The 26357-nt window shown below is 51.6% G+C and carries 20 protein-coding genes and 1 tRNA gene; 18 read left to right on the plus strand and 3 right to left on the minus strand.

Annotation, left to right across the window (positions count from 1 at the left end):
- Positions 1–26: 26 nt before the first annotated feature.
- Positions 27–2108: a LacI family DNA-binding transcriptional regulator gene (locus H9Q79_RS00410; protein ID WP_249328957.1), complete on the minus strand. Its 2082-nt coding sequence runs from the start codon at positions 2106–2108 to the stop codon at positions 27–29.
- Between the two features lie 444 nt (positions 2109–2552).
- Between H9Q79_RS00410 and H9Q79_RS00415 the strand changes: the two genes are divergently transcribed.
- From H9Q79_RS00415 to H9Q79_RS00465, 11 genes are all read left to right on the plus strand, one after another.
- Positions 2553–3674: an aldo/keto reductase gene (locus H9Q79_RS00415; RefSeq protein WP_118645399.1), complete on the plus strand. Its 1122-nt coding sequence runs from the start codon at positions 2553–2555 to the stop codon at positions 3672–3674.
- Positions 3675–3760: 86 nt separating this feature from the next.
- Positions 3761–4678, plus strand: a complete 918-nt coding sequence (locus tag H9Q79_RS00420; protein ID WP_118645402.1) for an ABC transporter ATP-binding protein — start codon at positions 3761–3763, stop codon at positions 4676–4678.
- On the plus strand, positions 4675–5889 hold the full coding sequence (locus tag H9Q79_RS00425; RefSeq protein ID WP_118645405.1) for an ABC transporter permease: 1215 nt from the start codon (positions 4675–4677) through the stop codon (positions 5887–5889). The genes H9Q79_RS00420 and H9Q79_RS00425 overlap by 4 nt, the downstream gene beginning before the upstream one ends.
- A gap of 3 nt (positions 5890–5892) precedes the next feature.
- Positions 5893–6717 (plus strand): Cof-type HAD-IIB family hydrolase, encoded by an 825-nt coding sequence (locus tag H9Q79_RS00430; RefSeq protein WP_118645408.1) that lies wholly within the window; start codon positions 5893–5895, stop codon positions 6715–6717.
- A gap of 41 nt (positions 6718–6758) precedes the next feature.
- Positions 6759–6831, plus strand: a tRNA-Phe gene (locus H9Q79_RS00435).
- Between the two features lie 195 nt (positions 6832–7026).
- A complete protein-coding gene (locus H9Q79_RS00440) occupies positions 7027–7971 on the plus strand; it encodes a carbohydrate kinase family protein (protein ID WP_118645411.1) in 945 nt (314 codons plus the stop codon).
- Positions 7968–9755 carry a B12-binding domain-containing radical SAM protein gene (locus H9Q79_RS00445; RefSeq protein WP_249328958.1) on the plus strand — a complete coding sequence of 596 codons (1788 nt, stop codon included), beginning with the start codon at positions 7968–7970 and terminating at the stop codon, positions 9753–9755. Before H9Q79_RS00440 ends, H9Q79_RS00445 begins: the two co-directional genes overlap by 4 nt.
- Positions 9715–10350 carry an endonuclease III gene (gene nth / locus H9Q79_RS00450; protein WP_249328959.1) on the plus strand — a complete coding sequence of 212 codons (636 nt, stop codon included), beginning with the start codon at positions 9715–9717 and terminating at the stop codon, positions 10348–10350. The genes H9Q79_RS00445 and nth overlap by 41 nt, the downstream gene beginning before the upstream one ends.
- A 113-nt stretch (positions 10351–10463) precedes the next feature.
- Entirely contained in the window at positions 10464–11906 is a 1443-nt protein-coding gene (locus tag H9Q79_RS00455; protein WP_249328960.1) for a VanW family protein, read from the plus strand.
- A gap of 3 nt (positions 11907–11909) precedes the next feature.
- The gene (locus H9Q79_RS00460) at positions 11910–12899 is read left to right on the plus strand and encodes an AIR synthase family protein (RefSeq protein ID WP_249328961.1); all 990 of its coding nucleotides are present in this window, start codon (positions 11910–11912) and stop codon (positions 12897–12899) included.
- Positions 12900–12910: 11 nt separating this feature from the next.
- Entirely contained in the window at positions 12911–13411 is a 501-nt protein-coding gene (locus H9Q79_RS00465; protein ID WP_118645420.1) for a tRNA (cytidine(34)-2'-O)-methyltransferase, read from the plus strand.
- Between the two features lie 155 nt (positions 13412–13566).
- Here H9Q79_RS00465 and cobD read toward each other — a convergent pair whose 3' ends face one another.
- Positions 13567–14661 (minus strand): threonine-phosphate decarboxylase CobD, encoded by a 1095-nt coding sequence (cobD, locus tag H9Q79_RS00470; protein WP_118645422.1) that lies wholly within the window; start codon positions 14659–14661, stop codon positions 13567–13569.
- Positions 14662–14798: 137 nt separating this feature from the next.
- Between cobD and H9Q79_RS00475 the strand changes: the two genes are divergently transcribed.
- Genes H9Q79_RS00475 through H9Q79_RS00485 form a run of 3 tightly spaced genes read left to right on the plus strand, consistent with a single transcriptional unit; the run spans position 14799 to position 20404 of the window.
- The gene (locus H9Q79_RS00475; RefSeq protein ID WP_249328962.1) at positions 14799–18344 is read left to right on the plus strand and encodes a DUF5717 family protein; all 3546 of its coding nucleotides are present in this window, start codon (positions 14799–14801) and stop codon (positions 18342–18344) included.
- A 39-nt stretch (positions 18345–18383) separates the two neighbouring features.
- Complete coding sequence (locus tag H9Q79_RS00480; protein WP_118645428.1) at positions 18384–19628, plus strand: DUF5716 family protein; 1245 nt, start codon at positions 18384–18386, stop codon at positions 19626–19628.
- 5 nt (positions 19629–19633) lie between these two features.
- Positions 19634–20404, plus strand: coding sequence for a tetratricopeptide repeat protein (locus H9Q79_RS00485; protein ID WP_249328963.1), 771 nt, complete (start codon positions 19634–19636; stop codon positions 20402–20404).
- A gap of 49 nt (positions 20405–20453) precedes the next feature.
- On the opposite strand, the gene H9Q79_RS00490 is transcribed toward H9Q79_RS00485, so the two are convergent.
- On the minus strand, positions 20454–21938 hold the full coding sequence (locus H9Q79_RS00490; RefSeq protein WP_249328964.1) for a PucR family transcriptional regulator: 1485 nt from the start codon (positions 21936–21938) through the stop codon (positions 20454–20456).
- 227 nt (positions 21939–22165) lie between these two features.
- Between H9Q79_RS00490 and H9Q79_RS00495 the strand changes: the two genes are divergently transcribed.
- From H9Q79_RS00495 to H9Q79_RS00510, 4 genes are read left to right on the plus strand one after another with little or no spacing between them, the layout of a single operon-like run.
- On the plus strand, positions 22166–23356 hold the full coding sequence (locus H9Q79_RS00495; protein WP_249328965.1) for an MFS transporter: 1191 nt from the start codon (positions 22166–22168) through the stop codon (positions 23354–23356).
- A 54-nt stretch (positions 23357–23410) separates the two neighbouring features.
- Positions 23411–24652 (plus strand): uroporphyrinogen decarboxylase/cobalamine-independent methonine synthase family protein, encoded by a 1242-nt coding sequence (locus H9Q79_RS00500; RefSeq protein ID WP_118645436.1) that lies wholly within the window; start codon positions 23411–23413, stop codon positions 24650–24652.
- A 3-nt stretch (positions 24653–24655) separates the two neighbouring features.
- Entirely contained in the window at positions 24656–26071 is a 1416-nt protein-coding gene (locus tag H9Q79_RS00505; RefSeq protein WP_249328966.1) for an APC family permease, read from the plus strand.
- 50 nt (positions 26072–26121) lie between these two features.
- Positions 26122–26352 (plus strand): hypothetical protein, encoded by a 231-nt coding sequence (locus H9Q79_RS00510; protein ID WP_249328967.1) that lies wholly within the window; start codon positions 26122–26124, stop codon positions 26350–26352.
- Positions 26353–26357 lie beyond the last annotated feature (5 nt).

The following is a 26357-nucleotide window of genomic DNA, read 5'->3' on the forward strand; positions in this document are numbered from 1 at the left end:
ATGCCCTCCCCATTCCGGCTTATCTGTTAAACCAGGGGTTCTTCGGATTCTGCTGCTATATAATTCGCACTTTTTTTGAATGCCTGTTTCAGCTCGCTGGGAGGCTCCTCCTTGAAGATTTGTGACCAGGATTTCAAAAGGTTGGCGGGCGTCACGCTGATGGGTTCTATCCCTATAAAAGAAGGTGTTTTCTTGCCCAGCATTGCGTTGGCGGCGGCCAGCGCGATGGCCTGCCCCTGTTCGTAAGAGCACTGTGCGCTGATCATCTTGATCATCCCGCCCTTAGCCATGTTCAGGGCGTCCGGGTAATCCAGATCGCCGGTGACGATGGCGATATCAGTCCGGTCCAGCTCTGACAGGGCGCGGATGGCTTCCAGCGCGGGCCCGTCCCAGGAGACATACAGTGCTTCGATTTCCGGATGGTGTTTGATATATTTTAAAGTGTTTTCGTAGACCTCCGTTTCCCGGTGGAACTGGATATTGGCGCAAATCTGTATGGAGGGATATTCCTCGGTCAGAACCTGTATGGCGGCGTTGTCTCTCTGGTTCGTGGCGTAAAAATCAGCGTCGTGAGTGATCAGGGCCGCCTTTGTCAGGGAGTGCCGGAGCATATATTCGCCCAGGCCGTGGCCCATGTTGCGCCCGTGAGAATGCTCGTTGACGGAGACGCAGGAGACGTAATCGGATACGGTAAGCCCCTCGGGCACATTGGATATCAATACCAGCCGTGAACTGCCTGATACGATGCGCTGAAATGCCTCTGAGGTCTCCCGGTTATCCGTAGGAATGGCGATGATAATATCAGGCTCCAGCAGCCGCAGGCTGTCCAGCTGGCGGCATTGAAGGGAAGGATCAAAGTGGGCGTCTGTGATGGCGATGAGGGAGATCCCCAGATTATCGAAAACATCCCTGATACCCTTCTGATGCAGCTCCATCCAGGCCTTCCCAGCGTAATGGAAGGAGATCGCCGCCGTCAGATGGCGGCTCCGTATTTGTGCGATCTCGCTGTCGTTCAGGGAAAGGGAGCTGGGAGAGGCAGCACGTTCGCCAAACGGCCCCCGGCCGATCCCGCAGGTGGATTCACGCACATTAATTTTGGTGCTGAGGGAACGATGGATATATATTTCTTTTAGGGCGGGCACGTTGGCTGCCTCGTTGTTCCTGATCCTCTGCAGAAGCATCTCCACCGCCATCCGCCCGAATTCTTCTGTGTTTTGGCTAATGGTTGTAATGGCGGGCGTGTGCAGCGCGGACCATTCAAAATCATTGAAGGTGACGATGGAGAGAGATTCCGGGCATGGGATGTTGTGCAGGCGGATGTATCTGAACACAGGGGTGACCAGAGAATAATTGGCCACAAAAAGCGCGGTGGGTGCAGGCTGTTCGTTAAAGAGAAGGGAGTCCAGAACTTCATACGCTTCAGTTTCACTCTGCACCTGGGGATGGACATAGCTCTCCTTGACGGCGATGGAATAATCGTTGAGTGCGCTGCGGTATCCCTCGAGACGTTTAGGGCTGCGGTCTATGCTGCGTCCGATGTAGGCGATCTGCTCGTGGCCGTTTTTTATCAGATGTTCAATGGCCCGGTAGGCTCCCTCGCGGGTGTCCGAGGTGATGGTGTCCGCCAGGTAACCTTCCGTTTCTCTGCCGAGGATCACCACTGGGACCGACTGACCGCTCAGGATCTGATTCGTGATGTAATCTCTTTCGTCGGGAAACAGTATGATGCCGGAGATCAGTCTGGATTCAATGACAGACCTGAGGAAGGCGGCCAGAGAATCAGCCTGGCTGCTGCAGAGGACGGTGAGCAGAGAATATCCGCTGTCCTTCAGGTGGGATTCGATCTGGTGCTCAATCTGCTTCTGGAAATTGCTCTTTTTTTCTGTGATGAGAAGCAGGATATATTTTTCTGAGGTTTGAGCGGGCGCGGCTATGGGCGCCCTTTTTCCTTTTTTGATCACAAAGTTTGGGGGGACTTCCAGCTCTTCAATCGCTTTCTCTACACGTTTTACAAGCTCTGGGCTGACATAACGCGTCTTATTGACCACATGAGATACAGTAGATGTGGATACTCCGGCCATTTTCGCAATATCATTGATAGTTGCCATATGAAAACTCCTTATTGGATGAAAATATTGTGAAAGGTTATAGATACATTATATAAGTAGGAACAGGTACTGTCAATAAAATTTGCGCAAATAAGTAATGGCACTGTAACGCTGAACTGGACGGTATTTTCCCGGGCCGGGTGGAATTCCTCTTAAGATTGATTGCCGTACTCCTGACAGTATGGTATAATGTCGTGAGACATTGTACCGGCAGAGGGCTGCGGCTGAGATATGTGAAATCTTTCCAGGCAGCTTGTGTGCATCCGGCGGTGGGGCATTGCGTCCGGAGGGATGGTATCATGGATGCCGGTCATTTGACAATAACGTTCTGGAAAGTATCCTCCAAAGCCGGAGACAGGAGCGAAAATTGTTCTTGTCGGGCGGAGGCCGGGAAAAGGGCCGTAAAATGAATGGCAGAAAGCCATATTCAGAAAGGAAGGTTGTATGCAGTACAGAAAATTTGGCCGCACGGGAGTGGAAGTTTCAGCGCTGGGGTTTGGCTGCATGCGTTTCCCCTTAATTCAGAGGGACGGGGAAGAGCGTGTGGATGAAGAACAGGCAGCCGCCATGCTGCGCTATGGAATTGATCACGGATTAAATTATGTGGATACGGCATACCCGTATTTGAACGGCAAATGTGAAGCGGCAGTTGGAAGGGCCCTTCAGGACGGCTACCGGGAGAAGGTTTATCTGGCTACAAAATCACCAGTCTGGCTTCTGAAGGAGGAGGAAGATTTCGACAGGATTCTGGAGGAGCAGCTGGAGCGGCTGCAGACAGAGTATATCGATTTTTATCTCCTGCATGCCCTGGATCAGGAACGTTTTGAAAATATCGTGCTGAACATGCGTCTGCTGGATCACCTGGAAGCCGCGAAGGCGGCCGGGAAGATCAGGCATATCGGTTTTTCATTCCACGATTCCTTCGAGGTGTTCAAAAAGATTGTGGATTATTACAGCGGCTGGGAATTTTGCCAGATTCAGTATAACTATGCAGATACAGAGCACCAGGCCGGGAGAAAAGGACTTCAGTATGCGGCATCTAAGGGGCTGGGAGTTGTGATTATGGAGCCTCTGCGGGGCGGAAAGCTGGCAGCGCCGGCGACGCATCTGGCAGACGTATTTCCGAAAGAACGTACTCCTGTGGAATGGGGCCTGGATTTTCTGTGGAACCAGCCAGAGGTCAGCCTGGTTCTGAGCGGCATGAACTCTATGAAGCAGGTAGAGGATAATCTCAGCTATGCCTCCCGTTCCGCTGCTGGTATGCTGGACACTTCCAGTGAGGAGATGTACCGGAAAGCCGGAGAGATTTTCAATACGATGGCGCTGGTGAAATGCACCCACTGTGAATATTGCCTGCCGTGCCCTTCGGGTCTCAATATCCCGGAGATTTTCAGCATCTATAATCAGTCGGCTACAGATGGAATGGATGTGGCAAGGAAGAAATACGCGCTGCTGGACAAAAAAGCGGATGAATGCATCCGCTGCAGGCGCTGTGAAAAGGCGTGCCCTCAGCACATTGGCGTCAGCGCCATGATGCTGGATATCGGTGAAGAGCTGGAAGCTTGAGAAGCGAGAATACCGCGGCGCCGTCAGGGCCAGGCAGGGCACTGACTTTATGTCCGCGGGAATAAAATGAAGAGAGGTAGAATGAAGTGAGACTGGAAATCAAAGATCTTCATAAGCAGTTTGGAGAGACGGAAGTTCTCCATGGAATTTCCTTTTCCGTGGAAAGTGGAAAAGCGCTGGGATTGCTGGGCAGAAACGGAGCGGGCAAGACGACGACTATACGGATTATTATGGACGTGTTCAAGGCCAACAGCGGACAGGTGCTTCTGGACGGCCAGCCAGCCTGGCAGCAGAAGGTGAATATAGGATATCTGCCGGAGGAACGGGGGTTGTATCCGAAGAAAAAAGTCAATGAACAGATTGTGTATCTGGCGTGCCTGAGGGGAATGAAGGCGGCAGACGCGAAAAAAAGCATGCGCTACTGGCTGGAACGCCTGGGCGTGGCGGAATACGAGAACAGGAAGCTTGAGACGCTTTCTAAGGGTAACCAGCAGAAGGTTCAGCTTGCGCAGACTCTGGTCTGCAATCCGGATGTGATCATCCTGGATGAGCCGTTTTCCGGACTGGACCCTGTCAATTCCCAGGTCCTGAAAGATGTGATTTCAGAGCAGATCGACCAGGGAAGGCTGGTGATCTTTTCCAGCCATCAGATGAACTATGTGGAGGAATTCTGCGAGGATATCGTCATCATTAACCGGGGGCAGATTGTCCTGGGCGGGAATCTGAGGGAGATTAAAAAGGATTTCGGCAGGGATCGTCTGGTCCTGAGCCTGGCAGACCGGGACGGGGAAGAGACAGTGAGGCTTGTGAAAGAACAGTTCAGGGAGCTGGTGACCGTGATGGGACAGCGGAAGGAGCAGGCAATTCTTCAGTTAAAGCCAGAGATCAGCAAAAAACAGCTGATGACGGCGCTGGCGGAAGCAGATTTGGACGTGGAGAGCTTTGGGAATTATGAGCCTTCGCTGAATGACATCTTTGTAGAAAGTGCAGGTGACCAGGTATGAAACAGTTCTGGACCGTTTTAAAATTTGAGCTGGGCAATTACTTTAAAAACAAAGGTTTTGTGATGACCACGGTTCTGATCGCCGTGATCCTGTCAGGAGTTATTATCGTACCGACCTTTTTCATGGGGAACTCGAAGTCCGGCGACAGCGGTGAGCATGCAGTTACAGTGGCTGTGGCGGACGAGGCGGGAGTGATCTCAGACAGAGAAAGCTTCGCAGCGATGCTTCCGGACTATCAGCTGCAATTTCTGGACAGCGAAGATGCTGTGAAGGAAGCGGTGGAATCGGAGGAAGCGGAAAAAGGCTTTCTGGTCCAGGGGCCGGACCAGTACACGTATGTCCTGAAGAACCGTTCTGTATTCTCCGAGGGGCAGGACCCCTTTGAAGAGGCTCTGGCGAAAAATTACCGGGCGGCGGAGCTGGCCCGGGAAGGGATCGACGCGGCTGAGGTGGAGAACATTTATGCCCAGCCTATGAAGTCTGAGACTATGATTCTCGGCAAAGACAGCGCGATGAATTACTGGTATACTTATGCGCTGATATTTATTCTGTATTTCCTGATTATTTTCTACGGTCAGATGATCGCGGTTTCCGTGACGACCGAGAAGAGCAACCGGGCCATCGAGATATTGGTGACCAGCGTGGACAGCAACAGCCTGATATTCGGCAAGGTGCTGGCGGGTGCCATCGGAGGTATCGTACAGGCAGGAGTGATATTGGGCAGCGCCCTTGTATCCTACCATGCCTTTGCAGACGCATGGGGCCATCAACTGGATTTTCTGTTCCAGATCCCTGCCGTGGTATGGGCAGCGTTCCTGGTGTTCGGCCTCATGGGGTATCTCCTGTATGCCTTTATTTTCGGAATGGTGGGCGCGCTCGTGTCAAAAACGGAGGATATCAGCAAAAGCTCCAGTACAGTCATGATTATCTATATGGCGTCTTTCTTTGTTGCGATCTATGGCATGATGATGCCGGACACTATGCTGGTGAAGGTGGCGTCCTTCATACCGTTTACATCCAGCAACGGAATGTTGTTGCGGATCGCCTTGGGCACTGTGGCGCCCTGGGAAATCATGATATCCGCGGTGCTGCTGGGAGGAAGCTGCATACTTGTAGGGGTTCTGGCCGCGAAAATTTTCCGCTTCGGAACGCTGATGTACGGCAATCCCATCAAGCTGTCCACAGCTATTAAAAAAATCCGGGAGAAATAAGCAATGGATATGTATCGTCTCGTAGTTCTGGATTTGGACGGAACTCTGACAAATAATAGAAAAGAAATCACGTCCCGGACCCGGGAAGCCCTTCTCCGTTACCAGGAGGAGGGCGGCCGGATCGTGCTGGCGTCCGGCCGCCCCACATATGGGGTATGGCCGCTGGCCAGGGAGCTGAAGCTGGATGAGTACGGGAGCTATATCTTGTCTTTTAACGGCGCCGTGATCACAGAGTGCAGGCAGGGAGAAGTGCTGTTCCGCAGGGAACTGCCTCCCGATGTTCCTGCCCTTCTGGCGTCCATGGCCAGGGAATACGGCACGTCCCTGCTGACGTACCAGGATGACTGCATCTGCACGGAGACCCCCTGGGACTTGTATGTGCAGAAAGAAGTGATCTGTACAAAAATGAAGGTGAGAGAACTTAAGAATTTTGCGGAGGAAATTACGTTTCCTGTGGTGAAATGCATGCTGATGGAGCGGGGCGGTTATCTTGCGGGAGTAGAAGAAAGGCTTAAAGAACGGATCGGCAGCAGGCTGAGTATCTACCGTTCCGAGCCGTATTTCCTGGAGGTTATGCCGGAGGGAATCGATAAAGCCAGATCCCTGACCCGTCTGCTGGAAATGACCGGCATGGGGGCGGAGGATATGATGGCGTTTGGCGACGGCTATAACGATAAATCTATGATCATGATGGCCGGCTTCGGCGTGGCCATGAGAAACGGGCAGCCCTCTGTGAAAGCAGTGGCAGATTACGTGGCTCCGTCCAATGAAGAAGACGGAGTGGCCTATGTGATCGAAAATATGCTGGATGGTGAAAAATTGGGTTGAAATTTTCTCCGTCTTATGGTAAGATGGGAACGATCTGAAACGCCTAGTTAGCTCAGTTGGTAGAGCAGAGGACTGAAAATCCTCGTGTCTCTGGTTCGATTCCGGAACTAGGCACGAACAGAAGAGGGCTGTCGCTGTTGCGGCAGCCCTTGAACTTTTTAAAGACTATTTTTATATCAATTGGGTTTTATCCGCTTTCTAAAATGGTTTGCAAAACACTGGCTCTCAACGGCGTTTTGTGATATGATTATCGATGAATATTTCAGAAGGCTGTGGTTAGAAAAATCTTGAATATAAAGGAGAATTGCTATGTATGATGTTACGGCGTTAGGCGAGATTCTGATTGATTTTACACCCTATGGCAGCAGTGAGGGAGGACGCGCCCTGTTTGAGCAGAATCCGGGCGGGGCTCCGGCAAATGTGCTGGCGGCGCTGCAGAATCTGGGTCAGAAGACGGCGGTTATCGGTAAAGTCGGGGATGATATGCACGGGAAGCTGCTGAAGGAGACGCTGGAGAAGTGCGGTGTGGAGACAAAGGGAATGATTGTCGATCCGGATTATTTTACTACTCTGGCATTTGTGGCGCTGAAGAACGGGGAAAGGAGTTTTTCTTTTGCGAGGAAGCCCGGGGCGGATACGCAGCTGCGGGAGGACGAGGTGGATACAGAGATACTGAAGAATACCCGGATCTTTCACTGCGGCTCTCTGTCGCTGACGGATGAACCGGCCAGAAGCGCTACCTTTTATGCGATCCGGTGCGCGAAGGAGGCGGGAGCGTTGATTTCTTACGATCCCAATTACCGGGCGCTGCTGTGGAGCAGCCGGGAAGAGGCCAAGGAACAGATGCGCTCTGTGATCCCCTATGTGGATATCATGAAGATTTCAGACGAGGAGACGGAGCTTTTGACCGGAGTGGAGTCGCCGGAGGCGGCGGCAGGGGAGCTGATCCGGCAGGGAGTGGCGTGCGCCGTGGTCACTCTGGGCAAAGACGGAGCGCTGTTGAGGACGAAGGATTTCATGGTGCAGGCCAAAGGGGCGGAGCGCGAAGTGGTGGATACTACAGGCGCGGGAGATTCTTTCTGGGGAGGAATTCTTTCCAGATTCGCGTATTATAATGTAAAACCGGGGGATCTGACAGAAGCTCAGGGGCTCGAGTTCGTCAGATTCGCGAATGTGGTGGCAGGGCTCTGTGTGGAGAAACGCGGGGGGATTCCGGCGATGCCGGCTCTTGAGGAAGTAATGAAACAGTTATGAAACGGATGCTGTTGGCAGTAAATGCGAAATACATACATTCTAATCTGGCGGTGTACTCGCTGAAAGCATATGCGGAAAAATACGGGTATTCTGTTTGCATGCGGGAGTTCACCATTAACCAGAGGGAGGACGAGATCCTCAGGGAGCTGTACCGGGAGGCGCCGGATGTGCTGGCTGTATCCGTGTATATCTGGAATGTTACTCTGGTCAGGGAGCTGCTCTGGGATATCAGCCGGATTCTGCCCGGGACGGAGCTATGGCTGGGCGGGCCGGAGGTTTCCTTTTGCAGCGGTGATATTTTGGAAGAGCTTCCCTTTCTGTCGGGGATTATGCGTGGCGAGGGAGAGGAAACCTTTGCTTGCCTTTGCCGTTTCTGGGAGGAACGGGAAAGCAAGGGGGATTTCCGGGGGCTGGAGGCGGTCCCAGGGATTACCTGGAGAGATGGAGAGGGGATGGTTCGGAGTAACCCGGACCGGGAACCGCTGGATCTGGACGAACTGCCGTTTCCGTACCAGGGCACAGAGGACCTGAGGAACCGGATCATTTATTATGAATCCAGCCGGGGTTGTCCCTTTTCCTGCAGCTATTGCCTTTCTTCGGTTGAGAAGAAGATGCGCTTCAGGAGCCTGGAAAGGGTTTTTGAAGAGCTTCAGTTTTTTCTGGACAGGAAAGTGCCCCAGGTGAAATTTGTAGACCGGACATTCAATTGCCGGAGACGGCACACGCTGGCGGTCTGGGAATTTCTGCTGGAGCATGACAACGGAATTACAAATTTTCATTTCGAAATAGGGGCCGATCTGCTGGATGAAGAAGAGATCGGGCTTCTGGCCCGTATGCGGCCGGGACTGGTCCAGCTGGAGATCGGCGTCCAGTCTGTGAATCCGAAGACTCTGGGAGAGATCCGGAGGACGATGGATTTCCAGAAGCTGTGCCGGAACGTGAGGGCGGTTCAGGCCGGCCGGAATGTCCATCAGCATCTGGATCTGATCGCGGGCCTGCCCTGGGAAGACTATGAAAGCTTCCGGGAATCCTTTAACCAGGTCTATTCCCTGGCGCCTCAGCAGCTTCAGCTGGGATTTCTGAAGGTTCTGCGTGGGTCTGCCATGTATGACCGGGCGGCTGAGTACGGCTGCATCTATAAGAAAAAGGAGCCGTATGAAGTGCTGTCTACCAAATGGCTTTCTTATGAGAAGGTCTTGAAGCTGAAGCTGGTGGAGGAGATGGTGGAGGTCTACTATAACAGCGGGCAGTTTTCTGCCACGCTGCGGAAAGCGGAAGCTTTATTTCCGGAGCCGTTTGACATGTATGAGGCTCTGGGGGAATTCTATGAGAGAAAGGGCTATCTGCAGGGGGCTCACACAAGGATCCGCCGTTATGAAATATTGCTGGAATTTTTCGCGGAGCTGGGAGAAGCGGAACAGGCGTATGAAGCTGTCATGCTGTATGATCTCTATTCGCGGGAAAATCTGAAAAGCCGCCCTTCATGGGCTCCGGACCAGACGCTCTATAAAGAGGCTGTTCGGCGTTTTTTCCGGCAGGAGGCTGCCGGGGGCTGTCTTTTGAATTACCATGGAACATATGATTGGAAACAACTGCGTTCCATGACCCATGTGGAAATATTTGAACGGGGGCTGCCGGAGATTGGACAGAATCGCCGCTGTGTGTTATTATTTGATTATTCCCGCAGAGATCCCCTGGATGGGAGCGCGCGGCGGATAGATATTACGCAAGAGGTGAATGCGAATGACAAAGAGAACCAGAGAAATACTGGATCTGCTGGATAAACAGTATGGCACGGAATATGTCTGCTATCTGAACCATGAGAATCCCGGACAACTGCTGATCGCAACGATTTTGAGCGCTCAGTGCACGGACGCGAGGGTGAACATTGTAACAAAAGACCTGTTCGTAAAGTATCCGGATATGGAAGCCTTCGCGAAGGCGGATCTGGCGGAGCTGGAGCAGGATATCAAGCCCACTGGGTTTTACCATAACAAGGCGAAGAATATCATAGGCTGTGCCAAAGCCATCTGCGAAAAGCACGGGGGCCAGGTGCCGGAGACCCTGGAGGAGCTGACGGCTCTTCCGGGTGTCGGGCGCAAGACGGCCAACGTCATCCGGGGCAATATTTACCATGATCCGAGCATTGTTGTGGACACTCATGTGAAGCGGATTTCCAGGAGGCTGGGCCTGACGGCTGAGACAGATCCGGAAAAGGTGGAGTACGATCTGATGAAGGTGCTTCCAAAGGATCACTGGATACTGTATAATATACAGATTATTACCTTTGGCAGGCAGATCTGCTTTGCCAGAGGGCCGAAATGCGAAAATTGTTTTCTGAAAGAATATTGTCTGGAATATCAGGAAAGGAAGGGATGATTATTATGAAGCCTAAAATGCGTAGGATTGTAACTGCTGTCATTGCCATTGCCCTTGTACTGATGATGGTGGTGCCCCTTGTGCTTGGCACAATTATGTAGGAAGGATACGGCATGAAGAAAATAGGATGGGCGTTTACCTGTCTGTGCCTGGCTTTTCTGGCTGTTCTCCTGTTTCCGGGTAAAGCGTCGGCCGCAGCAGCGCCGGCGGCGTCAGAAGGCGTTTATATTGAGAATGTAAATGTATCCGGTATGACGGAGGAAGAGATTGCCCAGGCGGTGAATGATAAGATTTCGGAACTGCAGCAGGAGACCGTTCTTCTGTATGTGAACGGAACCCCCGTATCTGTTACTGCCGGGGAACTGGGTCTGACCTACACGAACCCGGAGGTGATTCATCAGGCGCTGTCTGTGGGAAGGCAGGGGAACGTGCTGAAGCGGTTCCAGGTGGAACGGTATCATCAGAAATACGGGCCGTTGGTTTTTGAGCTGAAGCTGGCGGTGACTGCGGAGACGGTTCAGAGCGTCATTGAGGAGAAATGCGTGCCGCAGGGGTATCCGGCGGTAAACCTGGGGCTTGTCCATAACAGCGATGGTTCGTTTTCCACTACCGAGAAAAAGGATGGGATATCCGTCAAAGTAGATGAGTCTGTGAGTAAAGTCGTCAATTATATGAATACAGAATGGCATGGCGGTCTCGGCGGCGTCAGTGTGGAAGTCGAAGTGCTGCCTGCCCAGGGGGATGAGGCGCAGATGGCTCTGGTGCAGAACGTCCTGGGTTCCGGAAGCACGCAGTATGATCCGGAACAGACCAGCCGGAGCACCAATATAGCGGTGGGAGCATCCAAGCTGAACGGGAGGCTTATGTATCCCGGCGAGGAACTGTCAGTCAGCGATGCCATGGCTCCGTATACGGCAGAAGCAGGATATCTCCCGGCGACCTCCATTGAGATGGGAAGCTATGTGGACAGCTATGGGGGAGGAATCTGCCAGGTATCCACGACGCTGTACCGGGCTGTCCTGGAAGCGGAGCTGGAGGTGACGGAGCGCTCGAACCACTCCCTGCTGGTGGGCTATGTGGAGCCATCCATGGACGCGGCCATAGCGGAGGGAATTAAGGACTTCAAGTTTGTCAATAATACGGATGCGCCGATATACATAGAAGGGTACGCAGGAGGCGGGGAGATTTATTTTTCCATTTATGGACATGAGACCAGAGATCCTGCGAGAAGCATTGCCTTTGAGAGTGAGACGTTGTCGACAGTTGATGCCACCGTTGAGATAACGGCCGATGCGGAGGCTGATTTCGGCAAGCTGGAGACAGAACCGGGCCATTCGGGATCTACTGCAGAGGTGTGGAAGGTCATTTCCGTGAATGGTGAGGTGCAGTCCAGGGAACAGGTAAATTACAGTGAATATCAAATGATTCCCACAAAATATAAGGTGGGGACAAAGGGTGCCAGCACGGCGGCTCTGCAGGCGATCACGAAGGCAATTGCCTCCGGAGATATCGCCAAGGTACAGCAAGTAATAGCTGAGCATCCGGGAGGAGCATAAGGAATGAAGATAGGAAAACTGCCGGAACCGGTCCTGATCCGGTCTGTTCTGAAGCAGGTAAAGCATAGAAGAGAAGAAATACTTATGGGACCTTCGGTTGGCGTTGACTGTGCGGCGCTGGAGGTGGGAGCGGATGAAGTGCTGGTGATGTCTTCAGACCCCATAACAGGCACGGTACAGGATATCGGAAGCCACTGTATCCATATCACGGCCAACGATCTGGCGGCATCCGGCGCGGAGCCGTTGGGTGTGATGCTGACAGTTATGCTCCCGGATACTGTTGAAGAGCCGGAGATCCGCAGGATGGTTCAGGATGCGGAAGCAGTTTGCAGCCGCTTGAATATGGAGATCTTCGGAGGACACACGGAGATTACCAATGTGGTTAACCAGCCTGTGATCTCTGTGACGGGCGTGGGAAAGATCAAAAAATCAGAGCTTCTGTCGCCGGCCAGGATCAGGCCCGGCCAGGATGTGATAGTTACCAAATGGATAGGGCTGGAGGCAACCGCGATACTGGCAAAGGAACGCACAGAGCAGCTTCTGAGGCGTTTTTCTCCGGATTTCGTCCGGACGGCGAAAGAATTTGACCAGTATTTATCTGTGGTTCCCGATGCCCGGGCTGTCAGGGAGGCTGGCGTAACAGCCATGCATGATATCACAGAGGGAGGCGTGTTCGGCGCTCTCTGGGAGATGGCGGAGGCAGGCGGCGTAGGTCTGGAAGTGGATCTGAAAGCAATCCCCATCCGGCAGGAGACGGTGGAAATCTGTGAATATTTTGGGGTTAACCCTTACCTGATCATGTCCAGTGGTTCTATGATGATTGTGGCGGATGACGGCAGATATGTGGTGGACTGTCTGGAAAAAGCAGGGATTCACGGCACTGTTGTGGGACGCACGACCGGAGGAAATGACAGGCTCCTGAGGAACGGCCAGGAAGTCCGGTATCTCGACAGGCCCCAGGCTGACGAGCTGTACCGGGCTCTGGAAGTTTAAGGGAGGGGAAAATGGCACATCTGAATGTTGTACTTCATGAGCCGGAAATCCCGGCCAATACGGGAAATATCGGGAGAACCTGCGTGGCCACGGGAACCCGGCTTCATCTGATTGAACCGCTGGGCTTCCGTCTGGATGAAAAATCCCTGAAACGTGCAGGAATGGATTACTGGAACCGCCTGGATGTATCCACGTATATCGACTACCAGGACTTCCTGGAAAAAAATCCCGGGGCGAAGATCTATTATGCGACAACGAAAGCGCCGCGGAGCTATACGGATGTCAGCTATGAAGAAGACTGCTACATTATGTTCGGCAAGGAAAGCGCAGGGATACCGGAGGACATACTCTATGCGAACCAGGAGACGGCAATCCGGATTCCAATGATCGGCGGCATCCGTTCGCTGAATCTGGGTAATTCAGCGGCTATCATACTGTATGAGGCTCTCAGGCAGCACGGCTTTGACCACATGCAGGCGGAAGGCCGGCTGAGGAATTACCAGTGGAAATAAATAGCTGCAGAACATCAAAAATCGCGTCTTATTAGGGCTGAATTCCCTCCGAAAAGGCGCGATTTTCTGTGTATTATTTTATTGCATGGCTCTTTTAACCCCCCCCCCATTGTCTGAGATACGCAGAAAACGAGGGCAATAAAAATGACGTTCACTCACAGGATCTCCCTGAAGGCATCTATGAGACGGTCATTCTGTTCCGGGGACATGAAACAGAAGCGGATGAATCGGTTGTTCAGGAAGGGGAAGGTGGAGCAGTTCCGTATCATCAGTCCCTTGCGGATGCAGTGATCAAAGAGCATGTCCGCGTCTGCCTGTTCCCTGGTGATTTTCATGAGCATGAAATTGGCTGTAGGCTTGTAGACGGTCACAGAATCCCATGCGTCTAGCAGGTGATAGAGACGGCTGCGCTCTTCGCCGATGAGTGTTCTGGTTTTCTGAATATATTCCTGATCCTGGAACATCAGCTTTCCGGCGATCTCAGCCAATGAGCTGATAGACCATGGATTCTGCCTGGTGTTAATGGAGCGGATCAGATCCTGGTTGCCGGTGACAGCGTATCCCAGACGAAGTCCCGGCGCGGCGAAAAATTTGGACGTCCCTCTCAGAATGATCAGATTGGTATAATAATTTGTCAGCGGCACAGAGGAAATTTCATCCTCATCCGCCGTAAATTCCACATAGGTTTCATCTACCATGACAAAGATGCCGTATTGGAGGCAGGCGTCCAGGATCTGCCGCATATCTCTCCGGGAGATAGCTGTTGAGGTGGGGTTGTTCGGGTTGCAGAGCACCAGCAGATCCAGAGTGTCGTTCAGGCTGTCGCACAGATCCTGTACATCCATATGAAAATTCATGTCTTCCCGGAGAGGATAATACAGGGTGCTTCCTCCTTCCAGCGATATTTCCCGCTCATACTCTGAATAGGTGGGCCCCAGAATCATGGCTTTTTTGGGACCGTACGTCTGTATAAACAAAGAGATCAGTTCTGTGGACCCGTTTCCGACAATCACATTTTCCATCTGAGTGCCTGCGTAACATGCGATACATTTCCTCAGCTCCTTGTATTCTCTGTCCGGATAAGTGGTAATCGCGTCCAGCTGACGGCTCAGTGAGCTCCGGAGATTGCTGGAAATGCCCAGGGGATTCACATTGGCGGAAAAGCTGATGATATCTTCTTTCCGGATGTGGTAAAAGGCCTCTATTTTCTCCAAATCGCTGCCGTGAAAATGATCCTTGTGGTTTAACATAAAATCCTCTCTTTCCTGTAGCGTTTCATTTCCCTCTGACAAACAGGAATTGCGCGCTTAACATTTGTAGTGTATACTATGTATTATAGTAAAGCTGTATCATAATTTAGTCAAGAGATAAAGGCCAGGTGGAAGGTTTGAAGAAGAGAGTAGTGGAACTGGTTCATGGAAGCTTTACCTGTGAGGTACCCAGGCTGATCGCTTCGGTTTCGGAGTTTCAGCTTGCCATACCAGAGGGGAATAAATATAGGGGCTCTTTCAGCATCGGGGCTGAAGACGGGAGTAAGATTAAAGGGCTGGTGACGTCGGACAGCCACAGGATACTCACTGCAAATGACAAATTTGCGGGGAATACCTGTAATATCATATTTGGAGTTGATACGGAGGGGCTGCGGGCAGGAGATGCAGTGGAGGGCTGCATACTGATCAGCAGTAATTTGTCTGAGCTGCAGATTCCTGTGCGGGCCGTCATTCAGGAGGAGCAGGTAACCAGCTCGGAGGGCGGCATTCAGACACTGGAGGATTTCACCAAGCTGTGTATGAGGAATCTGCGGGAGGGTTTCCGGCTTTTTACCAGCGAACGGTTTGTGAAGATCCTGAATGGGAAGAACCGGGCATTTTTGGCTCTGTATAAGGGCATGTCGCACAATCCTGTGACGTATCAGCATATGGAAGAATTCTTGGTTTCCGCGGGGAAGAAGGAAGCGGTGACCTTAAGTTTGGATAAGCAGCAGAAGGCGGTGTACCGCCTGGATGTATCCCAGAAGGATACGCTGTATATCTATAAGAACACCTGGGGCTACGTCCGGATGGAGATTGAAGTATCGGGTGACTTTCTGCAGGTGGAGAAGAAAGTGGTGACTTCGGACGATTTCATCGGGCGTATCTACGGCCTGGAATATGTGGTTGACCGGGAGAAGCTGGGAGAAGGAAAGAAGTTTGGAAGAATCAGGGTGCGGAATGTCTACCAGGTGTTGGATTTTGAGGTGGAAGCCTCAGCGGAGGAGGGGATGCATGCCCTTTCCAATACCGTCCGGAAGAGGAAGATCATGTGGCTGTTCCGGGATTACCTGGGCTTGCAGCTGAAGCGGATGGATTACAGGACCTGGTATGAGCGTTCCAGCCAACTGGTTCAGGAATTAAAAGAAGAAGACAGAAATGACCTGATGGTATTACTCTATGAGGTCTTTTTGGCGTATACGAATGATGAGAATGCCAGGGCGCTGGAGCTCCTCTGGCCGGTGAAAGAGGGCAAGATCAAGCTGAACGGAAATCTGGAAAAGGCAGTATATCTGTCCCTGGCCAAGGCTGTCAATCTTCTGCCGGTTGAGCGCAGGGAGATCACTCCGTTTTTGAGAAGATATTACCAGCAGGAGCCGGACAGCTATCTGCTGCTGGAATTGCTGCTTCGGGAAGATCTCTCCTATGAGAATATGCCGTCTAAAGTGCTGTATGAGCTGGAGCGCTGCCATGAGACCGGCTGCGCCAGCCCCTTTCTGTATCTGAGGGCCTGGCAGCTTCTGGAAGAGCAGGAATCGCTGCTTCGGAAGCTGTCGCCGTTCATGCTTCAGGTGCTGAACTTTGCCCTTAAGTATGGGATATTGACGGAAGGGCTTTTGCTGCGGGCAGCATTCTTAAGCGGACATCAGAAGGAATTCAGCAATACGGTTTACCGCCTGCTGTCACAGGGGTATGAGAAATTTCCGCACAGGGAGATTCTGGAAGCGATCTGCAAGCTTTTGATGAAAGGGAATCCGGTGAAAAAGGAATATTTCCGCTGGTATTCTCTGGCGGTGGAGCATGAAATCAGGATTACCCGGCTGTATGAATATTATATTGAGACGCTGGAAGGCAGCAGCAGCCAGGAGCTGCCGCAGCCTGTACGGATGTATTTTGTCTATAATAATACTCTGGGAGAGAGGAAGAAGGCATTTCTGTACGCCAGTGTGATCCGGCATAAGGAACAGGACCGCACCAGCTATCTCAATTACGGCAAAGCGATGACGAAGTTTGCCATGGATTCATTGAAAAAAGGCAGGATGAATGAAGACTATGCGGTGCTATATCAGGAGTTTCTGAGCAGGCCTGAGAGTTACGAGGCAGGCCAGCTTCTGGCCGGGATTCTGTTCACCTGTAAGCTGACCTGTGAGAACAGGAATATCCGCAGCGTGGTGGTCTGCCACAACGCGCTGAAGAAAGAACAGGTCTATCCCTGCATTGACGGGGTGGCTTATATCTCGCTTTACAGTGAGGATGCCTGTATTCTGTTCGAGGATGAAAAACGGCGCAGATTTGCCACGACGGTCGCCTATACGCTGGAAAAGCTCATGGAAGAAAAGGAAAGCGCCCGCTGCTGCATGGAGCTGGGAGTGGCCGATACCGGACTTGAGCTGTATTGCTGCCGGGAAAGAGCCTGGCAGATGGAGGTGAACAGCCGGACGCTGGAGTGCTACCGGAAGGCGGCTGATAATCAGGATTTTACAGACAGTTACCGGTGCCAGGTGCGCAAAAGGCTTCTGGATTATTATGTGCAGCACAGGGAGGAGAAATTCCTTTCAGAATACCTGTTTCAGATGGATCTCAGGGAATATGCCAGAGTGGATAAAGTCAGCATGGCGGTGATACTGATCGAACGGGGGATGTATGAGGAAGCCTTCAGTCTGGCCGCTGAATTCGGCTATGAAGGAATTCCGGTGCAGCTGTTGCTGAAGCTGGCCAGCCGGATGATATTGAAAAAGGATTTTGAAGAAGATGAGGAGCTGCTTTGTCTGACCGGATATGTCTATCAGGCGGGGAAATATGATGAAATCATGCTCAGCTATCTGAGAGACCATTACATGGGAACAGTCAGTGAACTGTGCAGGCTATGGGGAAAAGTCAGGGGATTCCAGCTGGACACTTATCCGCTGAATGAGAGGATTCTTTTGCTTTCCATGTTTGTCAGGGCTTTCCCGGACCGGGGGGATGAGATCCTGGAGTGCTATGTGCTGCAGCAGGGCAGAGAGAGCGTGATTGTGGCTTTTCTCACCTACCTGTCTGCCTGTTATTTCCTGCAGGAGCAGGAAATACCGAAAGGGATCTTTACTTATCTGGAGAAGATCTATGACCGTGAGTGGGAGATGGATCAGGTCTGCAAGCTGGCGTTGCTGAAACACTATTCCGAGAGCGGCAGCCTGACTGGGAACCAGGAACAGCAGGTAAAGCGTCTGTTGTCGGAGTGTAATGGTTTGGGCCTGCGTTTTGAGTTTTACAGCCGCCTGCCGTCACAGCTGATCCAGGCATATCAGATCGAGGATAAGGTGTTTATCGAGGAACGGTTCAAGCCTGACAGCCGGGTGGTCATCCATTACCAGCTTCAGGGAGAGGACAGCGGAACGCAGGAATGGATCAGCGAACCTATGAAAGATATGTACCGCGGGATCTTTGTGAAGGAATTTCTGCTGTTCTATGGCGAGACCCTGACCTATTATCTGAGTGTGCTGGAGGATGACGAGGTGAGGAAGACGGAGACCTATCAGCTTTCGCTGGTGGATATGGACACGACCGGTATTACCCGGTATAAGCTTCTGAATAAGATCCTGGCGGCGAAAAAGCTTGGCAGCCGGGAGATGATGGAACAGGCGGTGCGCCAGTATCTGTGGCAGGATGCGTTTGCTTCTGAGGTGTTTCATATGATGCAGTAACATACAAGAGCTAAGGGATCTGCACTGCGGGAGGAAAGAATGGACGTTAAGAATTTAATTGTCGGGATGGATTTGAACAGGAAGGAATCACAGATCTGTTATTATGAGAGAGGATCTCAGGATGCCGTGTCGGCTCCCGTGAAGGTGGGGAGTACGAAGGTGGCGTTCCCCACCGTGCTGAGCCGGATTCCGGAAAGCGGTGAATGGCACTACGGTCTGGAAGCAGAGTTTTTCGCGGAGCAGAAGAACGGTGTTCTGGTGGATCAGCTCTATGACCTGTGTGCGGACGGCAACAGCTTTTCAGTGGACGGCGAGGAATTTTCCGGCGGAGACCTGCTGGCGGTATTTCTGAAGCAGGCGCTGACTATGCTGGGTGTGACAGAACCGCCGCGTCAGATTGACGGTATCATGATTACGGTTCCGGCGCTGACAAAGCCCTTTGTTCAGGCCATAAGGAAGGCCTATGAGAAGCTTTCGATTCCCAGGGGGCGTGCGTATCTGCAGGATTATAAGGAAAGCTTCTATTTCCACACACTGTATCAGAAGCCGGAGATATGGACCCGGAAGGTCGGGCTGTTTCAGTTTGAGGAAGAGAATGTAAGCTTTGAAAGTCTGTCGATGAATCACAGGACGAAGCCAGTGACGGCTCAGGTAGAAGAGGGCAAGACAATCCATCTGAGCGGGGAACCGCAGCAGAAGGATGAACAGTTCCGGGCACTTGTCGAAGAATCTCTGAAGGACGAGCTGTATTCCAGCGTATTTATCCTGGGTGAGGCCTTTGATAAATCCTGGGCGGTCCGGTCCACGGCGCTGCTGTGCAGGGGCAAGAGGCGGGTATTCTGCGGAGACAATCTGTTCGCCAAAGGAGCCTGCTTTGGAGCCAGGGAAAAGGTGGAAGAGAGGTCGTTGAAGGGCTATCTTTACCTGGGAAATGACCTGATCCGCTATAACGTGGGAATGGAAATGAAGATCAACGGGTCGCCCGCATATTATCCGCTGGTAACGGCGGGGGTCAACTGGTATGAGACGGAAAAGGAATGTGAATTCCTGATGGACGGCATCCGGGATCTGGTGTTCGTGGTCAGCAAGATGGAGGACGGCAAACGCTACCGTTACAGCATGGCTCTCCCGGGTCTTCCGGACAGGCCGGACAAGACGACCAGGCTGAGGCTGCATATGGAATATGATTCCCCCAGGAGGTGCCAGATCGATGTGGAGGATCTCGGTTTTGGGGAGATGTTTCCATCCAGCGGCAAAAAGTGGCATGAGACGATGGAGGGGTGAAGAAAATGGGCAGTTATATACTATGTCAGGTCAAACGGGCTGAAAATCCCTATTATATTGAGAGCATCGGCCTGAATATTTATTCCATAGAAGAACTCTGCTATTATATATGCCAGAATCTTCCGCTTTTAGATGCGACCATATTGAATGAGAGGCTGGCGGAGTGGTTTAAGGAAGAGCTGAAACTGCGGCGCCTGGCTCAGAAGCTGCTGCAGCTCGTTCAGAAGGAATTTACTCTGGGTGAATTTATACTGCCGGTATTGCGGGAGATCAATTATCTGAGCAATACGGAATTCCGGGATCTGGAACTGAAGGTCAAGGGGCTGGAGGAGCAGCCTTCGCCGGTAAGGCTGAAGCTGAAGGGCGACGCCCTGGTATCTCATGAGAAATATATCAAGGCGATAGAAGTCTATACGGCCACCATGGCTCTGCGGAAGGAAGCGAATCTCGGTTCACAGTTTCTGGGCAGCGTGTATAATAATATGGGCTGCGCCTACGCAAGGCTGTTCCAGATGGAAGAAGCCTGCGACTGCTTTCATCATGCCTATGAAGAGCTTCATACGCGGGCGACCCTGAAGAGTTACCTTTACGCCGTCTACATGAAGAGCGGGGAAGAGGCTTATGAAAAGGCCGGTGAAGATCTGGGGATAGACCCGGCAACCAGGGTGGAGATGGACCGCCAGATTGCTTCTGTCGGACCGGTGGAACTGCCGGAGCACCTGGATCAGGCGCTGGCAGAATGGACACGGGCATATCACCGAAATACCGGTCTGTGATTGTACCCTCCGGCAGGGAACGGGAAAGCCAGTGCTGACCGGCAGTGTATCAGCTGGCAGGGGATGAGTGAGATAATTGCATACAGAGCAGATAATAATGCCGCTTTTCAAGGTCTTCCGGCTGATAGTTCAGTCGGGCGAAGATTTTGTGAAGGCGGTATTTTAGCGTATTGGGGTGAATATGTAATTGCTCTGCCGTCGTCTGGAGCTGCTGTCCGTTCCAGAGATAAAAGAAGAACGTCTTGTAATAGTCAGTATGCTGTGCCCGGTCCTCTGCTTCCAGTTCTGTAAGCTCGGGCGGGTAATAGTTTTCCCAGTCGAAAGAAAGGGCTAATTCCGCGCAGATTCCCCTGTAGCCGCAGTCCTGGAAGCGCATATGATGGCTTTCGGCGCCCAGGATCTGGTTGAGAGAATAGAGAGCCTGGGAATAGTGGCGTTTTAATGTCCGGAAGCTGCGGAAGGACAGGCTGGCGCCGCACTGGAAGGAAAATCCGGGTATATAATTCTGGAAAACCAGAGCCAACAGATATTCGACAGAATTATGCTGGTGAGGAATCAAGAGAACCACCTGATCATCAAAGGTAAATGCGATAGATCCCTGGATGTTGAGCTCCAGTATGCCGCAGCACCAGCGCAGCTCGGGAATGGTGAGCTGCCTGCGGGAATCTCTCAGTACACAGAGAGTAAATGCTGTCCCAGGCTCCCAGCGGCGCATGCTGTATATAACCTGCACCTCTTCCTTTGAGTAATAATTGTGGCGGAGTGCATTTTCAAAATAGGCAGTCATGTGGTAGGTATCTTCATTTTCAGAGGAAATCCTGGAAAAATAATCCGCGAATATTTCTCCCATCAGGAGGCTTCCGGGGGATAGTGTGTCGTCAAAGACATTGATCAGAACCTTTCCGGCGGACATCCGGTTGGACTCAAAGGGAATTACGAAGAGCTTCCGGTAATGCTTTGCGGCGTTTGGATTGACCGGGTCCATCAGGAACGGTTTTTTGCAGGTAATAAACCGCCGGTTATTGTCCTCGTTGTTGAAAACGGAGAAAAAGGTGACCGGCATGTAGTGTGTCTGAAAAATGATATCCCAGCCGTCCACGATGGCGCCGATCACGTCGGTGGCGGCCAGTATTTTCAGGTTATTGTTGGCGATGACGATCGGCAGATGGTAATAATCGTACAGAATATCCAGCATTTCTTCATAGGGGACGGCGCTTTTGCAGGCTCGTTCCAGGTTCTGCTTTATCTTTCGGAAACGGTCAAATATATCCATGATTTTATTCATGACATCGTAAAAAGTGGCATCATGTAAAATCAGCATGTCCTGTTTGTGAATCAGGATTACGCTGTTCTGAGACATTTTCCATCCGTATTCAGGGTCCAGGCTCACCAGATAGACGTAATCGGTAAAATACAGATGGTTATTAGGTGAAAAAACCCTCACATCCTGGATTTCACAGGCTCCGCTCACAATGTTAGCGGTGGGGGTGTATTCCATCAGCCTTTCATACAGATGCCAAATACTGATTTTCATGATAGTCCTCCTTCTCTGCCAGATCATTGCATTTATAAAACGTATATTTGCGTTCTGTTTTTCTTACTTTTTATTATAACACAGTCTGGAATTGGTTGTCGATAAAAGACAAAATTGTATGTCGATTTTTCACGTGTTTTGTCCGGACTAGACATTGAAGGCGTCGCCCCTGCCAGTATAATAAAAGATAGAATCTGTTGAAATATTCAAATTGTGGAGGGTGTGTTATGGGTGAACAGAAGCGGAACTTGACAATGGGGAACACGATAGGGATTTTGGCGATCTCGCTGATGATGTATGCCAGCGGGTCGCTGATCGCTCCGGCGCTGAATGCGCTGCAGAATTCTTTTCCGGATACTCCGTATGCGACGATCCGGATGATTATGTCGTCGATGTATCTTACAGTCCTGATATTCTCGCTGATTTCCGGAAAACTCGGCGATATGGTATCTAAGAAGATGCTGGTTGTGGTGGGACTTGCTATTTATGGAACCATGGGGCTTGTAGGCGCGTCTATGAATTCGGTGACAGGACTGATGATTTCCCGGCTGCTGATGGGCTGCGGAGTTGGTCTGGTACTGCCCCAGTCGACGGCTATCATCATGATGTTTTATGAAGGAAAGGCAAAGGACCGGAATCTGGGATTTGCTACCGGCACATCGAATTTCGGTTCTATGCTGGGGAGCATCATCGGAGGAAGCCTGGCGGCTATCAGCTGGCGTTACAATTTCTACGCGTTCGCGTTTGCGTTCGTAATCATGATCCTGGTCATTTTTCTCGTGCCGGCAACCCCGGTGCAGAAGAGAAGTAAGGAAGAACGGGCGGCGGCAGAAAAGATTCCGGCAAAGTTTATCGTGCTGGTAATCGGAATGTTTCTGATCCAGGTATATTCCTTGGTGACGCCTACGAATATGGCGGTATTTTATCTGGGTGAGAAGATTGGGCCTCCGGCTCTTCTGGGAATCACCATGGCGTTGATCACGGGTACCGGATGTGTAGCGGGCTTTATTCTTCCGGCAGTGAGAAAGCTTTTAAAAGGGGCTACCGTTCTGGTGTCCTGTGTCATTTTAGGGATTGGCTTTCTGGTGCTCAGCCGGGCGGATTCTGTTGGCCTGGCGATGCTGGCTCAGATACTGATTGGGTTCGGCTATGGCTGCATCACGCCCATGATTTTTATAGCCAATGCTAAAATGGTGCCCCAATCTCAAATACAGAAATCAAATGGCATTTTGTCGGCCAGCTTGTATCTGGGGTGTTTTATGACAGCCTATATACAGCAGTGGATCGGCGCCGTATCCGGCAATGGCACACAGCGGTTTATGTTTCAGGTGTTCGGGATCGGAGGATTTCTGGTAGCGGTAGTAATATTGGTGATCACGGTCGCCCTGATGAGCAGAAAGGGAAGAAAAACAGATTAAAACAGGTATCAGATAGATTTTTGAATAAGACAGGAAGATGCGGAGGAGAGCAGTATGACAAATGATAAGAAAGAGGCGAAGCTCCGGCGGGAGAATAGAATTCGGGAAACAGTGGAACTGAAAGCAGCGGACAGAGTGCCGTTCGTGCCACAGATTGGTAATTTTTACGCGCTGGGCTATGGGCTTACGATTCAAAACGTGATGGAAGACATTAGAACGCTGCTTCCTGTCATGGAAAAATATGTAGAAACATATGATCCGGATATGGTATACGCGCCCAGCTTTTACCCGGCGGCGGCGCTGGAATGCTCGGAATATTCCAACGCGCGGTGGCCGGGGGATTACCATAGGCTGCCGGAGAATACCCCGTATCAGTTTATTGACAGGGAATATATGGAAGAAGAGGAATATGAGGAATACCTGAGAGATCCCAGTGGTTTTCTCTTTAGCAGGGTTTTGCCGCAGAAGTACCTGGGATTTCAGGGGCTGTCTTTTCTGAAGGCGCCGGTCTTATGCGGCCAGGCGGTTTTCAGGCTGGCCGCGCTGGGGCTTCCGCAGGTAAAGGGCGCGCTGCAGAGGATGATAGCGACAGGCGAAGCCCTTCAGGAAAACCTGGCAGGAGTGGCGGAGGTCAATGGACACGTGCAGGAGCTGGGGTATCCGTTGCTGGGGGATTCAGTCATGGTCACGCCCTTCGACGACTTTGCGGATAATGTGAGAGGGCTGATTGCCACAATCATTGACATGAAGTCAGATCCGGAAAGGCTGAATGAGGTGCTTCTCCGGTGGGGGGATGCAACGATTCCGGCAGGAGTGGCCCAGGCCAAAAGGGCAGGCTCCAGGTTTGTGTTTATACCCCTGCACTGCGGGGCGGATAATTTCATGTCTTTAGAGGATTATAACCGCCACTACTGGCCGCACCTAAAACGCCTGCTGCTGGCTCTGATTGAGGCCGGCCTGGTGCCTGTGCCTCTCTGTGAGGGCAGATATACCTCCAGACTGGAAACGCTGACAGATATTCCGGCCGGGAAAGTGATTTACTTCTTCGAGGATGTGGATCTGAAACGGGCAAAACAGATTCTAACAGGACATGCCTGTTTTGGAGCAGGAATGAAAACCCAGCTGCTGCTTGAAGGATCATCCGCGGCTGCGGTGGAGGAAGAGACGAAGAAGACGCTGGATATCTGTGCGCCGGGCGGAGGTTTCATCATGACAAATTCACTGTCTATGGATAATGTGGAACATCGCTGCTTTGAAGCCTGGAGAGATGCTACGAGGAAATACGGCGGTTATTAAAGTGTGCCGGATAAAGGAAATGAAGACGGGCAGACGTCGGTGGGAAATCCCCGCAGGCTGTCCGGCAGGGAGGTAGGAGAGATGGAGGATGAAAGAGGCAGGCTTTCGACGATTGAAACCATAAGCCTGGCGGTTGGATTCACGATAGGTTCCGGCATAATCACGCAGACCGGCATCGGAATCGGCATGACGGGCAGGAGCATTTTTCTGGCATTTCTGGTGAGCGCAGCTCTGTTCCTCATTTCCTTCCGCCCTATTTTTATGATGAGCACGCTGCTTCCCAGAACAAGCGCCGCCTATACGTATTCTAAGAAGCTGATACATGAAGATGCCGGAAGGCTTTATGCGTACGTTTATTTTCTGGGCAGGATGACAATTGCTATATTTGGGATCTCATTCGCCCAGTATCTGGCCAGCATGGTTCCTGTTCTGAGCGGAGAGGCGGCCCAGAGGCTGGTTGCGCTGGGGGTGCTGACTCTTTTTTTCGCCGTTAATCTTCTGGGCGTAAAGGCAGCGGCAAAGCTGCAAAATATCATGTGTGTGGTTCTGATTGCGGGAATATTGGTATTTGTGGTTTTTGGAATCGGGAAAGTGGATTATACCACATTTTTTAAAGAGGGATTTTTTACAGGAGGCTTTGGCGGGTTTTACTCGGCGGTTTCTCTGCTATATTTTGCGGTGGGAGGAGCTTACATCATCACAGATTTCGCCCCGAAGATCCGAAATGCTTCAAAGATGATGGTGAAGGTCATCACAGGTGTGACGTTGGTGGTTTGTGCCCTGTATATGCTGATGGGGATTGTGGCCAGCGGATCGGTGCCAGTGGCAGAAGCGGCAGGAAAGCCGCTGACGGTGGCGGCCGGGGCGGTGCTGACGAATAAAGCGCTGTATGGGTTCTTCATCATTGGCGCTTGTATGGGAGCGCTGATCACAACGCTGAATTCCAGCTTTGTCTGGTATTCCAATTCACTGATCCGCGCCTGCGAGGACGGATGTTTTCCCAAACGGTGGGCGAAAGTTAATAAAGCGGGGGTTCCATACAACCTGATGATTATCTTCTATCTATTTGGAGCGGTGCCTGCAGCCCTGGGGATGGATCTGACGGTCCTTTCAAAAATGGCCATCGGCCTGACGATTCTCGGCACCTGTATACCAATGGCAGGTATATTGAAGCTGCCGGCGAAATATCCGGAGCTTTGGAAAAATTCTAAATATGCGAAACGGTATCCCAGGTGGCGCCTGAACGTGATGGTGGTGATCACATATGCCGTGCTGGCAACCCAGGTTTATTCTCTTTTTGCGGGAAATCCGCTGTGGGCCAATGTGATCATTCTGGTTTATATGGGCTGCGTGGTCTTCGGGCTGGGTGCAAGAAGAATTTTGCTGAAAAAAAGAATGGCTGCAGAGGCAGAATCCTGAAATAAAAAAAGGTTATTACTTTTTACGAAAAGGGGAAAGGAGAGCTGCGGATGCTGAGTAAAAAGGAAAATATATGTAAGCTTTATCACCATGAAATGCCTGAGTTTTTACCCATCATGGGCCAGGGGATCATAAATAATGTGCCGGTAAACGGTTTTATGGAGCGGGCGGTGGGAGGTAAAGACGGATATGACTGGTTCGGCGTCCACTGGATCTGGAAGCCGGGAGATCCGGCGCCCATGCCGGGGCCATACTTTATGATGGAGGATATCAGCCGCTGAAGGGA

This window comes from Wansuia hejianensis (assembly GCF_014337215.1).
GTDB classification, from domain to species: domain Bacteria; phylum Bacillota; class Clostridia; order Lachnospirales; family Lachnospiraceae; genus Scatomonas; species Scatomonas hejianensis.

Coding starts and splice junctions, on each gene's coding strand:
- H9Q79_RS00410 (WP_249328957.1), bottom strand. CDS start 2,108: ATGGCAACTATCAATGATATTGCGAAAATGGCCGGAGTATCCACATCT.
- H9Q79_RS00415 (WP_118645399.1), top strand. CDS start 2,553: ATGCAGTACAGAAAATTTGGCCGCACGGGAGTGGAAGTTTCAGCGCTG.
- H9Q79_RS00425 (WP_118645405.1), top strand. CDS start 4,675: ATGAAACAGTTCTGGACCGTTTTAAAATTTGAGCTGGGCAATTACTTT.
- H9Q79_RS00430 (WP_118645408.1), top strand. CDS start 5,893: ATGGATATGTATCGTCTCGTAGTTCTGGATTTGGACGGAACTCTGACA.
- H9Q79_RS00440 (WP_118645411.1), top strand. CDS start 7,027: ATGTATGATGTTACGGCGTTAGGCGAGATTCTGATTGATTTTACACCC.
- H9Q79_RS00445 (WP_249328958.1), top strand. CDS start 7,968: ATGAAACGGATGCTGTTGGCAGTAAATGCGAAATACATACATTCTAAT.
- nth (WP_249328959.1), top strand. CDS start 9,715: ATGACAAAGAGAACCAGAGAAATACTGGATCTGCTGGATAAACAGTAT.
- H9Q79_RS00455 (WP_249328960.1), top strand. CDS start 10,464: ATGAAGAAAATAGGATGGGCGTTTACCTGTCTGTGCCTGGCTTTTCTG.
- H9Q79_RS00460 (WP_249328961.1), top strand. CDS start 11,910: ATGAAGATAGGAAAACTGCCGGAACCGGTCCTGATCCGGTCTGTTCTG.
- H9Q79_RS00465 (WP_118645420.1), top strand. CDS start 12,911: ATGGCACATCTGAATGTTGTACTTCATGAGCCGGAAATCCCGGCCAAT.
- cobD (WP_118645422.1), bottom strand. CDS start 14,661: ATGTTAAACCACAAGGATCATTTTCACGGCAGCGATTTGGAGAAAATA.
- H9Q79_RS00480 (WP_118645428.1), top strand. CDS start 18,384: ATGGACGTTAAGAATTTAATTGTCGGGATGGATTTGAACAGGAAGGAA.
- H9Q79_RS00485 (WP_249328963.1), top strand. CDS start 19,634: ATGGGCAGTTATATACTATGTCAGGTCAAACGGGCTGAAAATCCCTAT.
- H9Q79_RS00490 (WP_249328964.1), bottom strand. CDS start 21,938: ATGAAAATCAGTATTTGGCATCTGTATGAAAGGCTGATGGAATACACC.
- H9Q79_RS00495 (WP_249328965.1), top strand. CDS start 22,166: ATGGGTGAACAGAAGCGGAACTTGACAATGGGGAACACGATAGGGATT.
- H9Q79_RS00500 (WP_118645436.1), top strand. CDS start 23,411: ATGACAAATGATAAGAAAGAGGCGAAGCTCCGGCGGGAGAATAGAATT.
- H9Q79_RS00510 (WP_249328967.1), top strand. CDS start 26,122: ATGCTGAGTAAAAAGGAAAATATATGTAAGCTTTATCACCATGAAATG.